Source organism: Zhenhengia sp., from assembly GCF_046966505.1.
Taxonomy (GTDB): Bacteria; Bacillota; Clostridia; order Lachnospirales; family Cellulosilyticaceae; genus Zhenhengia; species Zhenhengia yiwuensis.
In genome coordinates this window covers 44,061-60,089 of sequence record NZ_JBKVCH010000016.1, presented here as the reverse complement: position 1 = coordinate 60,089, position 16,029 = coordinate 44,061, and the positions used below count along the sequence as shown (strand labels likewise).

Here is a 16,029-nt window from a genome sequence, read left to right as displayed (position 1 = left end):
AATTAAAAAAGTAGGATTAAGCGTCACCGATTAGGCGACGCTTTTTTAATAAACATAATACTATTGTAAAGGGGCTAACAGGATGGAAAATATTAAATTATCTGAACTATTTAGCAAAAATGTATTTGATGACAAGGTAATGCGTGAGCGTCTTCCAAAATCAACCTACAAACAGTTACATAAAACAATTGATGAAGGCTTAGAACTTGATCCAAGTGTAGCTGAAGTTGTAGCAAATGCTATGAAAGATTGGGCTATTGAGCATGGTGCAACACATTTTACTCATTGGTTCCAACCAATGAATGGTCGTACAGCAGAGAAACATGACTCATTCTTATCTCCAACTTCAGATGGTCGTGTCATTATGGAGTTTTCAGGTAAAGAGCTTATTAAAGGAGAAGCTGACGGTTCTTCTTTCCCATCAGGTGGTCTTAGACAAACTTTTGAGGCAAGAGGTTATACAGTATGGGATTGTACATCTCCAGCTTTCTTAAAAGAAGATATTAGTGGTGTGGCACTTTGCATTCCTACAGTATTCTATTCACATACTGGTGAAGCGCTTGATAAAAAAGCACCATTACTTCGTTCAATGGAAGTTATTGAAGAAGCAGCACTTCGTGTACTTCGTGCATTAGGTGATACAGAAAGTAAAAAGGTTATTACAACAATTGGTGCAGAGCAAGAATACTTCCTGGTTGACAAACGCCAATATCAACAACGTAAAGATCTTATCTTTACAGGTCGTACACTCTTTGGTGCTATGCCCCCAAAAGGTCAAGAAATGGAAGACCACTACTATGGAAGTATTAAAGAGAAAATAGGTAAGTTCATGCGTGAAATTGATATTGAACTTTGGAAGTTAGGTGTACCTTCTAAAACAAAACATAATGAAGTAGCCCCAGCACAACACGAGCTTGCACCTATTTTTGCAACAGCAAACGTAGCATCTGACCAAAATCAACTTGTTATGGAAGTGCTTCAAAAAGTAGCAAACCGTCATGATCTTGCTTGTCTTCTTCATGAAAAACCATTTAGAGGTGTAAATGGTTCAGGTAAACATGATAACTGGTCCCTTGTAACAGATACAGGTATAAACTTATTCTCACCAGGTAAACAACCAAAAGAAAATTTATCATTCCTTATTTTCTTAGCTGCAACAATTGAAGCCGTTGACAAACATGCTGATCTTTTAAGATTATCAGCTGCAACTGCAGGAAATGATCATCGTCTTGGTGGGAATGAAGCACCTCCAGCTATTATTTCTATTTTCTTAGGTGATCAGCTTACAGAACTTCTTTACCACATTGCACGTGGAGAAGAGATGGATGATTTAACAAAAGAAGTAATGGAAATGGGTGTTGCAACACTTCCAAAACTTAAAAAAGAAGTAACAGACCGTAACCGTACATCTCCATTTGCTTTTACAGGAAATAAATTTGAATTTAGAATGTTCCCATCTTCAGGATGTATTTCAGAAGCTAACGTTATTATGAATACAATGGTTGCTGAAACTTTACATGAGTTTGCAGATAAACTCGAAGGGGCAGAAGACCTTCAAAAAGCAGTTAATAGAATTGTACGTCATGCACTTAAAAATCATGGACGTATTATCTTCAATGGAAATGGTTACTCAGAAGAATGGGTAGAAGAAGCAGCAAGACGTGGTTTACCAAATTACACATCAACAGTAGATGTTATTCCAGCCCTTATCTCACAAAAATCTATTGATTTATTTAGCAAACTTAAAGTGTTTAGTGAAGTTGAACTCCATTCTCGTTATGAAATTCTTATCGAAGAATATTATAAAACAATCAACATTGAAGCACGTACAATGCTTAGTATGGCAAAAACACAAATTATGCCTGCTGTAATTAACTACATGACACAAGTTGCTCAAAATGTAAGTATTATGACAAGTCTTGAAAAATTTAATATTGATGCTCAAAGTGAAATGCTCACAGAGCTTAATACGCTATTAAATAGTCTTAAACGTGCTATTGATGAACTTGAAATCGTTCACAAAGAAACAATTCAAATTGAAGAAGGCCTTGAAAAAGCACAAGCATTCCGTAACAACGTTCTTCCAAAAATGGAAGCATTACGTGAAGTAGCGGACAAATTAGAAACAATTGTAGATGAAAAAATCTGGCCAATTCCTACTTATAGTGAATTACTCTTCAGAGTTTAATACAAATAAAAAGGTAAGTTTCCACGTAGAAACTTACCTTTTTCTATATAAGACCTTATAGGAAAAGCAAAAATTTGGTATACTATAAAATAATGAACTTAGCTCGCATGAGCGTAACTAAGAAAGGACTACTATGGAAGAATTAAGAAAAGAAGAAGAGGTCGTAATTCTATTTGCGGCACAAAAGAAAAATCTTAAAGAAGATGATGCCTGGGAAAGTTTAGATGAATTAGAAGAATTGGTAAATACTGCTGGGGCTAGAGCGGCGGTTAAAGTACTTCAGCGTGTGGACAGTATTAATCCAGGTTATTATATCGGAACAGGTAAAGTGGAAGAACTTAAAGAGCTTGTGGCCTTACATGGTGCAACAGGCGTTGTATCAGATGATGAACTTTCTCCTGTTCAAATGCGCAATCTATCCCTTGAATTAGGTGTAAAAGTAATGGATCGTACCCTTGTCATCCTAGACATCTTTGCGCAACGTGCGCGTTCAAGAGAAGGTAAACTGCAAGTTGAAATTGCACAGCTTAAATATCAATACTCACGACTTACTGGATTTGGCGAAATGCTTTCTAAACAAGGTGGCGGTATTGGAACAAGAGGTCCTGGTGAAAAGAAGCTTGAACTTGATAAGCGCCATATTCGTACTAGAATGGAATTACTACAAGCTGAAATTGAAGAGTTTGAGAAACATAGACAGCTTCTTCGTACACGTAGACAAAAGAATAATATACCAGTAGTAGCTATTGTAGGTTATACAAATGCAGGGAAGTCTACTTTATTAAATGCACTTTGTGAAAGTGATGTTTACGCAGAAAATCAACTTTTTGCTACGCTTGATCCCACAACACGTTCGGCAACACTTCCAAGTGGCAGTGAAATTATGCTAACAGACACAGTAGGTTTTATACGTAAACTGCCTCATCATCTTGTTAAAGCCTTCTATTCAACACTTGAAGAAGCTAAATATGCAGATATTATCTTGCATGTAATGGATGCAAGTTCTGAACATTTAGCTACACATAATGAAGTTGTTCATGAAACCCTAAAAAGACTAGATATTACTAATATCCCTATTATTACAGTCTACAATAAAATTGATCAAGTAGAAGGGCATTACCCTAAAGATGAAACCAGTACACATAGTGTGGAAATTTCAGCTAAAAACAAAATCAATCTAGACGGTTTATTAGGTATTATAGAAGAGATGCTTTATGCCTCAATGCAGCCTTTCAAAATTTTATTACCATACTCAGTTCCAGAACTTGTAGCTTTCTGTCATGCACAAGGTGAACGTTTAGAAGAGGAATATGTTAATGAAGGGATTGTATTAAAAGGCTATATACACAAAGATAAATTTTATAAAATTAAAGATTATTGCATTGATTGATTGAAAAAGTTTTCAATCTTTTTCGACAAAAATATGTATATTTTAGTGCTTAAAGCTTTAACGGGCTAAATTTATTAAGTAAATTGGTTTTTGTATGACGATTTATAGCATAAACCCTAATAAATTGCGATATCTTTTTCTTTGAAAATATTTTATTATCCCCTATAATAGGAATATATAAAAATCAAGGGGGATCTTTAGATGGTGTATACGAAATATTATGTCGGTAAGACAAATTTATCGGACCTTGAAGTGAAGTATTTTGTTATTGAAAAAGAGAGAAAATATGGTATTGCCTTAGAACAATACTCAGGGGATTTAATAGAGTGTGATTACGAATATTTCACAGAAGAACATAATGAAGCCACCAAAGTTGCTCGCTTTATGCAAGAAGGTAGGGTAACGCTTACTTCCATGACCGAAATCCTAGATGATTACATCCAATAAAACAGCCGATTTAGGCTGTTTTTTTATACTTTTTCTTAGGCCTAAACTATGCTAAAATAAAGTTAAAGATTAAATTAGGTGGTGCATATGTTAGACAGATACATTACAATTGCAGGATCTGGTGAAGCAGAGATTGTTGAAAAAAAATCACGATTTATTGCCTCTGTTTTTCCTGTACACACACAAGAAGAAGCCGATGAAATTTTAACTAAACTGCGTAAAAAATATTGGGATGCTACACATAACTGCTTTGCTTATCAAATTGGAGAGCGTAATGAGATCCAACGTTTTAGCGATGATGGAGAGCCACAAGGTACAGCTGGAAAACCTATTTTAGATGTATTAAAGGGACAAGATATTAAAGATACTTTAATCGTTGTAACCCGTTACTTTGGTGGGACACTGCTTGGAACAGGTGGGCTTGTAAGGGCCTATGGCAAAGGAGCTAAAGAAGGTATACTAGCAGCAGGGCTTATTGAAAAGATGCGCGTATGCCTTTTCACTTTAGAGATGACTTATCCACTTTCAGGAAAAGTACAGTATCTCTTAAATGATAAGTCTTACATCATACGTGATACAGCCTATACAGAAGTTGTACGTTTTGTGGTAGAAGTAGAGATGGGCAGTGAAGAATCCTTTGTAGAATGGCTTATTAATGAGACGAATGCCGAGATTTCTATTGAAAAAGGTGACTATGTTCTTATTGAAAGACCTGTAAAGAGTTGATACATGCCCCTACAATATGGTACAATATTGAAGAAAAAGTAGAATGTACGTTAGTGTATAATTAAAGGAGGCTTATAAATATATGTCAGGACATTCAAAGTTTGCCAACATTAAACATAAAAAAGGCAAAAATGACGCAGCAAAAGGAAAAATATTTACAAAAATCGGTCGTGAAATCGCAGTAGCCGTAAAAGACGGTGGTGGTTCTGATCCAAATACAAATAGAAAATTACGTGATGTTATTGCAAAAGCAAAATCAAATAACATGCCAAATGATACAATTCAAAGAAGTATTAAAAAAGCAGCTGGTGAAGATAGTTCGGTACATTACGAATACATGACTTATGAAGGTTATGGTCCAAACGGTGTGGCTGTTATTGTAGAGACACTTACAGATAATAAAAACCGTACAGCAGCAAACGTACGTGCAGCATTCTCTAAAGGAAATGGTAACATGGGTACATCAGGCTGTGTATCTTTCTTATTTGACAAAAAAGGTCAAATCGTAATCGAAAGAGAAGCTACAGATATGGATGAAGATGAGCTTATGATGATGGCTATCGAAGCTGGTGCAGATGACTTCGAAGCAGAAGAAGAAGGTTTCACAATCACAACAGATCCAGAAGTATTCTCAGACGTATACGCTGCAATCGAAGCTGCTGGCATCGAAATGGCACAAGCTGAAATCACAATGGTTCCACAAACATCAGCTACTATTACAGCAGAAGCTGATCTTAAAGCATGGAATAAGATGATGGATCTTCTTGAAGATGATGATGATGTTCAAGAGGTTTACCACAACTTTGAAGATTCTGAAAGATAATTTCTAACTATTCATATATATAGGTTTTATTAAATTAATATTTTGTGCGAGAGTATTAAAACTCCTTGCATGATGGTAAACTGCAACTTTCAGTGATGATGTACAAACATACTACGTATATCATCATTGGAGGTTTTTTTATGTCTACAGGATTAAATTTAAGAGATTAATTAATTTCTTTAAATCATAAATCTTGGATTTAGATGACATAAATAAATTCATTGAAAATTATTGAGATATAATCACTAATAAGAATAAACACAGAGTCTCTAAAAGTAGTATGTATAAGCTCTTTTTTCATGTCCTAAAATACTGAAACAAGGTAACACCATGGTAAGATCAACTAAAAGTGCATTAACTATAACTAGATACATAATATATAGGTTTTAGTAACTTAAAGAATAGAGCCTCCTAATTGACAGTGTGGAAATACTGGTCAAAAAGGCTCTTTTTGAGGTGAAAAGGTATGAAAATAGGTAGAAAGGGCTTAGATTTGGGGCGTTTTAATATGAAAACTTATGTGATATAATGTTCTGAATAATACAAGGTGTAAGAGGTCTTGATAGAAATACAAATCAGACATATTAGATAACGCTTAAGGTTAGGAGTAAAACTACCTAAAGTATTTTGGGGATTAGTAGAAAATCATAACCAGAGAAGGCACTTGTGTTTTATTACTCTTTATGTCTTCCATAGAAAGGATGATTATCATAATGAAGAATTTGAAAGTAATATTTATGGGTACACCTGATTTTAGTGTAAATGTACTTAATAGCTTAATTTATCATACTAATGTAATAGGGGTAGTAACTAAACCAGATAAATTAGTTGGTAGAAGACAAGTATTGACAGAACCAGCTGTAAAAAAGGTGGCACTTGAAAACAATATAACAGTCATACAACCAACTAAAATAAGAGAAGAATATCAAAGTATAATCGATTTAAATCCTGATGTCATTATAACTTGTGCATATGGTCAATTTCTCCCAAAAGAGGTATTAGACTACCCTAAATATGGTTGTATCAATGTTCATGCATCACTTCTTCCAAAATTAAGGGGAGGTGCACCGATTCATAGAGCAATTATTGATGGATATACGAGTACGGGTATTACTATCATGCATATGGGTGAAAAAATGGATAATGGTGATATAATAAGTCAAAAAAGTATTGAAATAGAAAAAACTGATAATGTGGGGACGTTACATGATAAATTAAGCCTATTAGGTGCAGAACTATTAATAGAAACATTACCGAGTATTGTTAATGGACAAGCAAATAGAATCGTCCAAAATGAAGAAGAAGTAACATTTGGTTATAATATATCTAGAGAAGATGAACATATTGATTTCAATAAAACAAAAATAGAAATTTTTAACCAAATAAGAGGACTTAATCCATGGCCAGTAGCGCATGCCATTTTAGAGGATAAGGAAATAAAAATATACGAAGCAATTATAGGTGAAGAGAACTATAATGAAAAATCAAATGGTGAAATAGTCAAATTATACAAGGATGGAATAGGCATCAAGGTATCTGATGGAGAAATTATTTTAAAAACAATAAAACCTTCAGGTAGTAAAAAAATGAGTGTAAAAGATTATTTTAACGGATTTAAAGAGAAAGACACTCTAATTGGTAAGGTATTCAGGTGATTTATGAGTAGTTCATTTTCCTATGGATAACCTAACATTTGGTACGAGTTGTGGGGGCTATATGGGTGCAAGTTATAAATGAAAAGGGAGAAGTTATCGTTGAACCACAAATTGTGGATGTTGGGCATGGAAAAGTTTTAATGAGAGAGTGGGATTTATCAAGTAATTCTCACATTGTACAAGTTAGGGCCGTAGAAAAAGGGGCGAAGTATAAATTGGGTATTTTACATACTCTAAGTAAATCTATATTTAGTTAAGCATATAAAAAAGTTAGAAAATACCCTTACTAGAAATTTCTATTAGGGGTATTTTTGTTGGACTTATATAGATCTAAATGAAGAGAGTGTAGCTGAGGGATATAAACTTATCGCAATTAAAAAGGTGCTATCACTAGCCCCCTTACTCTTTCTTATTCTTCAACTTCTTCCTTACCATTCTACCTAACAAGTAGCATACTACCGCTACCAGAACTACCAAACCAATAAGCAACACCATAATACTACTATGACCGCTTTCACGATATACATAAGTTTCTATCACTTCGCCTGTTTCATAATTTATACTATCCATTTCTACACATCCCTATTTTCATTATTCTTTATATAGATTTTAAGTACTTTAATGATAAGGATTAAGGTATAGGCTATAAGTCCTAAAAATCCTAGAATAACAGTTAGGTTAATGAGTGAAAAAAGGATTACTATTACACTGGACATATTAGCTCCTCCTATATTGTGAATTTTTCAGAATAGTATATCATGTTCGAGTAGTAAAATACAATTACAAAGGAGTAATAATTATAAATAATCTACACACAGGACTATTAAATATCATGCAAGAACAAGGAAAGAAATATAATACACCATCTGTATGTATTGGAAAGGTAGTAAAGGTTTAGCCATTACAAATTAAAACAGAAGAGCTATTACTTGAACAAGATGACCTATTCATATTAGACCTTTAACAAGCACCTACAAAAGAAGTGCTCATATCGTATCAAGTGATGAATTAACATCAAGTACACAAACAACTTCATCAGGAAAAAGGAAATTGAAGGAACATCCTTATTGCGAAAGGTGCTGGAGTAAGCGAAAGCTGATTGTTACTGACAACAAGTTTTATATGCTGGAGATGTCCATACTGTGGAAAATCTTTTGGAGTTAGGCATGGAAGAATGGAGGCTATTACACATTGCCCATTTTATGGTGAGAAGCTTAGATAACTTTGTAAAATGGAAAGATAGTAGTATGGATGTCGAAATAAATCGATTTTTTTGTGTTGAGAGATATAATTGAACAAGTATATAATTAAAATAGCAATAACATTTAGTTACCTGATAAGTCTAAATTGATTAAAAAGGAGTAGATACATTGAAAATCATATTAGGTGCAGGGAAAACAGCATTTGAGGGTTGGGTAAGTACACAAGAAGAAGACTTAGATATACTAGACAGACAAGACTTTGAAAAACAATTTCAAGAAAATAGTATAGAGGCAATGCTTGCTGAGCATGTATGGGAGCATATGACAAAAGAAGAAGGAATTGTAGCAGCAAAACATTGCTATGATTTTTTGAAGGCGGGTGGATACATAAGGGTGGCTGTTCCTGATTGTAATTTTAGAAATGAGTGGTATCAAAATATGGTTAAAGTGGGTGGTCCTGGTCCTATAGATCATCCAGCATATACTCATAAAATTGTGTATGATTATAAAAATTTAGTAGATGTGTTCGAAAAAGCGGGATTTGAAGTAGAACTATTAGAGTACTGTGATGAATCAGGAAAATTTCATTATAAATATTGGAATGAACAAGATGGAAAAATTGGTAGGTCATTTCGTTTTGATACACGAAATAGTTTAGATAATTTAGGAATGGTATCTCTTATAATTGATGCTAAGAAACCTCTAATAATTCAAGGCTAAAATTAGTTCTCACGGAAACCATTATGGTAGAGAATCCATAGGTAGATTAATTGCATATGCAAAGGAACAAGGATATACAAAGCTAATTTATCCTGTTGATAAGAAAAACATTGCAAATTGATATTTAGCAATAAATTGGTAATTACTTCTGATAGCAGAACACTTGATGAGGAAGTGTACAAGATTACTCTTTAATAAAGTGAATGAGCAAAACACAAAGTTAATAGCGTAGTACTACTCAATAAAAGAGTTGTTTTATTAACTGACAACAAATAACAAGTCTATATAAATATTACATATAGGCTCTTTTTTCATATCCTAAAATAGAGAAAGAAGTTGACAGTATGTCAAGATCAACTAAAAGTATTACAACAAGAACTGGACATATGAGTAAGACTGATATTGATAAGAGGCTAGAGTATGAAGCAAAGATGTAACAGGGATAAGCCCAATGGAAGGAAAGGAGAGTAATGAAGAAATAGCGAAACAAAGAAGTTTAGTAATTACTAAGGTGTGGTTATTAAAGAATGCATTAGTTTATTAATGGTTATATAATAAAGATTAGATATATACATTAATTAATAAATATTTTACGAATAGGAATATAAGGAGGTAAAAGGTGAAAAGGACAATAGTGTCGGTTGTTGTATTTCTTATCAATTGGAATATGATTTATAGATTATCTCTATGGATATGTGATAAGTTTCCTTATGGTTGGGTTGACTTAGTAGGTTTTGTTTTAATGCTAATAGGATTTGCTATAAGTTTAGTCTTGACAAAGAAAGTAACCGATTATTTATTAGGGGCTGAATGATACGTCTATATGAAACCATACTCATTACAGAAAGAATTAACCAACGATTGCCGTACATCCACAAGGTGTACTTTTTTTATACTCAAAATTAAGCTAGAAAGAATACTTAAATGAAATTATCACTAGAAGAAAAACGAGCCTTCTAAAAAGATGAGCTAGATAAAATTAATGGTTATACAGATGAAGTGAATCAGATTGATACTCAATTCAAACACAAGAAGAAGCTAGAGTATTGATGCCCGTAATGAAAGAGATCCATCAACAAACGATAAGTAAAATCAAACATCCATATTAAATGAACTATGAGTTTTACAAACTGATTCGAATAAAGAAATTGCTACAAGAGAGGTAACAGAAAGTACTTAAAGATACTAGCTACAATGTGTAAAGTAAGTTAATACGCTAGTTAGCTGAATCATATGAATTAACTTTGGATGAGCTAATTGTAAAAGGAAATGAAGCGTATAAGGTGAATGGGCTTAATGATTTTGGCGTGGATGATGGGGTTAAAGAGGCTTTAGATCACCTTTAACACCTTGTGTCATCACTCTAACACAGGGGGAGCATGATAAATATCTTATTGCACCAGTTCGGATGAGCTTAACGCATGACTAGGTTATTTTAAGATTAGTACATTAATTAGTAATAAGCTTAGAAAGTAGGTGATATAATCCGCTTTGATGCAGGGAAACTAAATAAAGGAATAACATTTATAGCCTACACAGAAACGACTAACTCTATAGGACAAACAATTCTACAAGAGCATATGGTAAAGCAAGTATGGGCTAATATTATGCCAATACAAGGATTTGAACAAACCTTAGAAGAACGATTAGGGCATGAAATTGGAACCCAGGATGTTGCTAGTGCTAGAAGGAATATTGGATGCAATTGAGGATATTGTATTGAGTGTAAGTATTTAAATTGAGGTGTAAATAAAAGATTAATTTGTTATAATATACTAAATTGTAGATTGCAAAGTGGATATTTTATAGATCTATAAAGTAGAGTTTGAAAGGAGGTAAGAAAATGATTATCAGAGAGTATGAAGAAACAGATTGCAAATATTTAACAGAATTATTTTATGATACTGTTCATTCAGTTAATGCAAAAGATTATACAGAGGAACAATTGAATGCATGGGCAACAGGCAGTGTGAATTTAAAAGAATGGAACAAGTCCTTATTAGAACATTTTACAGTTGTTGCAGTTGAAGATAATATTATAGTCGGCTTTGGAGATATAGATAAGATGGGATATTTAGATCGACTATATGTTCATAAAGATTACCAGAACAGAGGGATTGCAACTGCAATTTGTAATGAATTGGAGCATGCAGCTAATAAAGTCACAATTACCACATACGCTTCTATCACGGCAAAATCTTTCTTTGAAAAAAGAGGATATAAAGTTATTAAGGAACAGCATGTAGAGAGAAAAGGCGTTTTATTGACAAATTATCTTATGGAGAAATAAAACAATGATTATTTTAATTATGGGTGCTTCTCATACAGGGAAAACTGTATTAGCACAAAAAATATTAGAAAAATACAACATCACATACCTATCTATTGACCACTTAAAAATGGGACTTATTAGAAGTGGTAATACCCAATTAACACCAGAGGATGACGAAGAACTTGTGTCTTATCTATGGCCTATTGTTAAAGAAATTATCAAAACAGCAATCGAAAATCAACAAAACCTTGTGGTCGAAGGCGTGTATATTCCTTTCGACTGGAAAAATGATTTTGATAATGAGTATCTAAAAGAGATTCAGTCTTATTGTCTCATTATGACTAAGGAGTATATTGAAAAGCATTTTTCAGCTATCAAAAAATATGCGAATACTATTGAAAGTCGACTTGATGATTCATACTGTACAATAGAATCAATGATTGAAGAAAATGTGGAAAATTTGCAGATGTGTAAAAAGTATGACTGTAATTATATTTTAATAGAGGATGAATATAAAGTGGATATTGATTTGTAAAAATTCCACTTTATCGAGTAGCCTATCAGTTATAGTCTTAAACTCAACAAATGAATAGTTATTTCATAAATCAAATAATAAACGATGCTCTTAGTAAAAACTTTACTAGGAGTATTTTTTATGCTAAGAAAGGAGATTATACCCATAAATACTCCCTACATAGGAATACTAAATCATACAAGAACAAGGAAAGAAATAGAATACATGAGCTGTATGTATTAGAAAGGCAAAGAACCCCTAAAAGTGTGGATATACAAAATATTACTCTGAAAACCTAATGAAATATAGAAGAAAAATCGAAGAAAGTCCATAAGGCTATAAAGCATCTGCTAAGCAGTATATCCTATTATTTTACGCTAAAACGATTAGATAAAAAAGCTTATAAAGTTTATTCTATGAATGGTCAAGCAATTTACCAGCCTATTCAACACCCCAATTCTTTTAGGGGGATTCGTACATTAGGCATATGATTAGAAGTGAATAGAGATCTATATGGATAATGTATATAAGAGTATGGCAAACTAGTCTCTAATAATAAGAGTAGAGCTAAAGAAGGATTGAGCTAAATGAGTAAAAATGTAAGACGTGGTTTTGTAGTGAAAGATGAAATAGAATTTGGGAATCAATGGGTAGATACATTAGAACAGGCAAGTGAAGAGTTATATTATCTCGTGAATAGAAATTATCCTATTAAATCGGCCTCGACTTTTATAGGAAATCATTATTTATTATCTGAGCGTCAGCGTCTAGCACTTGTTAGAATGACTTCGGCATCTTGGCAGCTACAAAAACGAAAAGAAAAGGAACTTTCATCTAAGCTGCTTCCATCTTGTCTGCATATAGATGGCTTTAATACAATCATTACATTAGAAGTCGCTTTATCTCGGTCCCTCCTCATAAAAGGAATGGATGGTACACTAAGAGATTTAGCAGGCTTACGGGGGACATATGGCATTATTACTCAGACAGAACAAGCTATTAAACTGATATTACAGACTCTCAGAAACCTACACGTAAAAGAAGCAAAGATTTATTTAGACCAGCCTGTATCTAATTCAGGGGATTAAAAGTGCTTATTATGGAGCTTGCCAAGTCTTATCCTACCCAAGTCACAGTATCCGTACTGAGTGAGGTAGATAGGGTATTAGAGCAATTACCTGGTGTTGTTTCAAGTGATGCGATTATACTAGATAAATGTATGAGCTGGTTTAATTTAAATCAACATATTATAGAACAGTATATACCAAAAGCATGGATTTTTACCTTCTAGTCCTATTTTCCTTAAACCTGTGCTATACTTAGAAGAGGTACTAATCTAAAAGTATCCCACAGCAAGGAGCTTTATAAACATGAATTTATATGATCAATTACGAACACTCCAAGTTATGGACAATGCATTTACAGAGTGGACAGACTATAGAAAAGATCTAACAGATTATATTATCACCCATACTTTGTCAAATCAAAGTCTAGCTATTTGGGGTGCAGGAAGATGCAATGACTTAGATCTTGAAAGGTTAAGCAGTCACTTTCAATCTATTACTTTATTAGACCAAGATGAAAACGCTATGCAAGCTGCTATCTATCGCTATAACTTGGGCGATTCTAAAAATATTCATACAAGAGTTATAGATTTTGTGGGCATAACGGATGAAGATTATAGACAATATGCTGCTTATTTAGTAGATGAAGTGAGGGAAAAGGGTATTCACATAAAGTGTAACTGCTTAGTAGAAGTGGTATTAGAAGTACTTGAGCATCTTTATCGAAAGACAATCTATCATGCCATTCCTATAGAAAAGAATAGTTTTGATTACGCCATTGTAATAGGTGTCCATAGCCAACTTATCTCTATGCTAGAATGGATTTGGAGTATCATTTTACAAACCATTCAGCAAGAAGAGTATGAAGTACGTCATGCTATTGCCATGATGAATGATGGCGTAGTAGAAAAGTTTAACCAAACAGTTTTAAATGCTACGAGAAAAAATGTGATTATGGGTTATGAATTAGGTCGATTAGATAGGGCAGGCGTTGTTCAAGGTGCTCACCAGGCTATGGAAGATATTAAAAAAAGGGCCTGCAAAGAAGAAATTGAAATTACAAACACTGTAATACTAGAATGGCCATTCAACTTAAAGGAAGGAATAGCCTATAAAGTAAAACTTCAAAAAATATATCCTTTTTGTTATACTAAAAGTAGAAATCCTTAAGGAGAATGAGAGGATACTATGACGGTTAAAGAATTAGATAAAATTGCGAAAAAAGGTTTAGAGATGCCTAAAGGGCTTGCTTCCTATGAACAGTCCTACTATATTGCCTCTAGAGGATTATATATGCAATATGCAAAAGGTGAGATAACAGTAGCACAGGCTAGGGAAGAGAAAAAAGAAGTGCTCAAGGCCTATGAAGAAGGAAAATGGGAATGGAATTACTTTATGCAGCTCCATAGTGTGTTAGAACAACTTAAGACACTCAAAGAGGAAGGTTTTAATAGTGTGCTTGAGTTTGAGATTTTAGAAACAATAAATGCGCTTCTGCATCAAGAAGCATAGTAAAAAAGCTAGGCATATGTCTAGCTTTTTTATATATTCATTCATGGTCTATCTGAAACTACTTGAAAATCCTAATGCAATGTGTAACAATAAAAAAGTCAATTTATTAAACTAAATATATGCAAAGGAGTCTTTATGGCTAAAAAGAATGAAATTATCGACGGTCTAATTGAAAAAGTAAAATTTCCTAACAAAGGAATTATGTATATAGAAGAAGAGCGTATTCCTGTTCTAGTACCTGATACATTTCCAGGTCAGAAAGTACGCGTAAGATTACAACGTAAAAGAAAAGGGACATGGGAGGGACGTGCTCTAGAGCATCTTGAAAACCCTGCTCATTTTGTAAAACCTTCATGTGAATATTTTGGTCTATGTGGTGGCTGTGCTATGCAGCATTTAAGCTATGAAATTCAGCTTGAACATAAACATGAACAAGTTCAAACACTTCTTCAAAATGCTGGTGTTACAGGATATGAAGATATGGGGATTTTAGGTAGTCCATCTGAATGGGCTTACCGTAACAAAATGGAATTCTCCTTTGGAGATGCCTGCAAAGACGGCCCAATGACACTAGGTATGCACCGCAAAAATAGTACATTTGATATTATTACAGTAGATGGCTGCAAAATTGTAGATGAAGACTTTAATATGATTTTAAGATTTGTATTACGCTATGCACAGTCTTTCAATCTACCATTCTATAAAAAGAAAATCCATGAAGGCTTCTTACGCTACCTTATTGTAAGACGTTCTGAAACAACAGGAGACCTTCTGATTAATATCGTTACAACGACACAAAGAGACTTTGACTTTACAGAGCTTGCTAACTACCTTGTAGACTTAGGAACAAAAGGCAAAATTGCAGGGATCCTTCATACGTATTCTGATACACTTGCAGATGCTGTTAAACCAGACTCTACGAGAGTACTTTATGGTAAAGATGCCTTTACAGAAACAATTTTAGGACTTCAATTCAATATTTCTCCTTACTCATTCTTTCAAACTAATACAAAAGGTGCAGAACTTCTTTATAAGACAGCACTTGATATGCCACAAGATATCACAAGTAAAGTAGTATTTGACCTTTATTCAGGTACAGGTACCATTGCACAAATTATGGCAACCAAAGCAAAAGAAGTATACGGTATTGAAATTGTAGAAGAAGCAGTAGAAAAAGCTAAAGAAAATGCTAAACTTAATGATCTTACAAACTGCCACTTTGTAGCAGGAGATGTTCTTAAGGAAGTAGAAAACTTCCACGTGAAACCAGAACTTATCGTACTTGATCCACCACGTGAAGGAATTCATCCAAAAGCAATAGATAAAATTATTGGTTTTGATGCTAAAGAACTTCTCTACATTTCATGTAAACCAACAAGCCTTGCAAGAGACCTTCCAGTATTCGAACAATCCGGTTATAAAGTAGAGAAAGTATGCTGCGTAGATATGTTCCCTCATACACATCATGTGGAAACAATTGCTTATTTAGTTAAAGAAAACTAGTATTTTCAATGGT

Annotated in this window: 19 protein-coding genes; 17 read left to right on the top strand and 2 right to left on the bottom strand. The window is 33.6% G+C overall.

Annotation, left to right across the window (positions count from 1 at the left end; translation table 11 throughout):
- The first annotated feature begins 82 nt into the window (after positions 1-82).
- The 7 genes from ACLTBU_RS14975 to ACLTBU_RS14945 all read left to right on the top strand — a co-directional run bounded on the left by ACLTBU_RS14975 (position 83) and on the right by ACLTBU_RS14945 (position 7,486).
- On the top strand, positions 83-2,188 hold the full coding sequence (locus ACLTBU_RS14975) for a glutamine synthetase III (protein ID WP_249334119.1): 2,106 nt from the start codon (positions 83-85) through the stop codon (positions 2,186-2,188).
- A 133-nt stretch (positions 2,189-2,321) separates the two neighbouring features.
- Positions 2,322-3,578 carry a GTPase HflX gene (hflX, locus tag ACLTBU_RS14970; RefSeq protein WP_249334122.1) on the top strand — a complete coding sequence of 419 codons (1,257 nt, stop codon included), beginning with the start codon at positions 2,322-2,324 and terminating at the stop codon, positions 3,576-3,578.
- A gap of 201 nt (positions 3,579-3,779) precedes the next feature.
- Positions 3,780-4,025: a DUF6514 family protein gene (locus ACLTBU_RS14965; protein WP_177670062.1), complete on the top strand. Its 246-nt coding sequence runs from the start codon at positions 3,780-3,782 to the stop codon at positions 4,023-4,025.
- Positions 4,026-4,112: 87 nt separating this feature from the next.
- Positions 4,113-4,751: a YigZ family protein gene (locus ACLTBU_RS14960; RefSeq protein WP_177670064.1), complete on the top strand. Its 639-nt coding sequence runs from the start codon at positions 4,113-4,115 to the stop codon at positions 4,749-4,751.
- An 82-nt stretch (positions 4,752-4,833) separates the two neighbouring features.
- Entirely contained in the window at positions 4,834-5,574 is a 741-nt protein-coding gene (locus ACLTBU_RS14955) for a YebC/PmpR family DNA-binding transcriptional regulator (protein ID WP_320651267.1), read from the top strand.
- Between the two features lie 713 nt (positions 5,575-6,287).
- Positions 6,288-7,229 carry a methionyl-tRNA formyltransferase gene (gene fmt, locus ACLTBU_RS14950; protein WP_320651268.1) on the top strand — a complete coding sequence of 314 codons (942 nt, stop codon included), beginning with the start codon at positions 6,288-6,290 and terminating at the stop codon, positions 7,227-7,229.
- Between the two features lie 65 nt (positions 7,230-7,294).
- Positions 7,295-7,486: a hypothetical protein gene (locus tag ACLTBU_RS14945; RefSeq protein ID WP_412219736.1), complete on the top strand. Its 192-nt coding sequence runs from the start codon at positions 7,295-7,297 to the stop codon at positions 7,484-7,486.
- Between the two features lie 142 nt (positions 7,487-7,628).
- On the opposite strand, the gene ACLTBU_RS14940 is transcribed toward ACLTBU_RS14945, so the two are convergent.
- Positions 7,629-7,799: a hypothetical protein gene (locus tag ACLTBU_RS14940; protein WP_320651270.1), complete on the bottom strand. Its 171-nt coding sequence runs from the start codon at positions 7,797-7,799 to the stop codon at positions 7,629-7,631.
- Between the two features lie 2 nt (positions 7,800-7,801).
- Positions 7,802-7,945, bottom strand: a complete 144-nt coding sequence (locus ACLTBU_RS14935) for a hypothetical protein (RefSeq protein WP_320651271.1) — start codon at positions 7,943-7,945, stop codon at positions 7,802-7,804.
- A gap of 654 nt (positions 7,946-8,599) precedes the next feature.
- Here ACLTBU_RS14935 and ACLTBU_RS14930 point away from each other — a divergent pair.
- The 10 genes from ACLTBU_RS14930 to rlmD all read left to right on the top strand — a co-directional run bounded on the left by ACLTBU_RS14930 (position 8,600) and on the right by rlmD (position 16,016).
- Positions 8,600-9,151 (top strand): class I SAM-dependent methyltransferase, encoded by a 552-nt coding sequence (locus ACLTBU_RS14930; protein ID WP_412219735.1) that lies wholly within the window; start codon positions 8,600-8,602, stop codon positions 9,149-9,151.
- Between the two features lie 619 nt (positions 9,152-9,770).
- Complete coding sequence (locus ACLTBU_RS14925; RefSeq protein WP_412219734.1) at positions 9,771-9,965, top strand: hypothetical protein; 195 nt, start codon at positions 9,771-9,773, stop codon at positions 9,963-9,965.
- 766 nt (positions 9,966-10,731) lie between these two features.
- Positions 10,732-10,860: a hypothetical protein gene (locus ACLTBU_RS14920; RefSeq protein WP_412219732.1), complete on the top strand. Its 129-nt coding sequence runs from the start codon at positions 10,732-10,734 to the stop codon at positions 10,858-10,860.
- Positions 10,861-10,994: 134 nt separating this feature from the next.
- Entirely contained in the window at positions 10,995-11,441 is a 447-nt protein-coding gene (locus ACLTBU_RS14915) for a GNAT family N-acetyltransferase (protein ID WP_249333068.1), read from the top strand.
- A gap of 4 nt (positions 11,442-11,445) precedes the next feature.
- Positions 11,446-11,958: an adenylate kinase gene (locus ACLTBU_RS14910; protein ID WP_412219730.1), complete on the top strand. Its 513-nt coding sequence runs from the start codon at positions 11,446-11,448 to the stop codon at positions 11,956-11,958.
- A 566-nt stretch (positions 11,959-12,524) separates the two neighbouring features.
- Entirely contained in the window at positions 12,525-13,025 is a 501-nt protein-coding gene (locus ACLTBU_RS14905; RefSeq protein WP_412219729.1) for a DUF434 domain-containing protein, read from the top strand.
- 11 nt (positions 13,026-13,036) lie between these two features.
- Complete coding sequence (locus tag ACLTBU_RS14900; RefSeq protein ID WP_412219753.1) at positions 13,037-13,228, top strand: DUF5616 domain-containing protein; 192 nt, start codon at positions 13,037-13,039, stop codon at positions 13,226-13,228.
- A gap of 79 nt (positions 13,229-13,307) precedes the next feature.
- On the top strand, positions 13,308-14,171 hold the full coding sequence (locus tag ACLTBU_RS14895) for a hypothetical protein (protein ID WP_249333065.1): 864 nt from the start codon (positions 13,308-13,310) through the stop codon (positions 14,169-14,171).
- 18 nt (positions 14,172-14,189) lie between these two features.
- Complete coding sequence (locus ACLTBU_RS14890) at positions 14,190-14,513, top strand: hypothetical protein (RefSeq protein ID WP_249333064.1); 324 nt, start codon at positions 14,190-14,192, stop codon at positions 14,511-14,513.
- A gap of 135 nt (positions 14,514-14,648) precedes the next feature.
- Positions 14,649-16,016: a 23S rRNA (uracil(1939)-C(5))-methyltransferase RlmD gene (gene rlmD, locus ACLTBU_RS14885; RefSeq protein ID WP_412219727.1), complete on the top strand. Its 1,368-nt coding sequence runs from the start codon at positions 14,649-14,651 to the stop codon at positions 16,014-16,016.
- Positions 16,017-16,029: the final 13 nt, after the last annotated feature.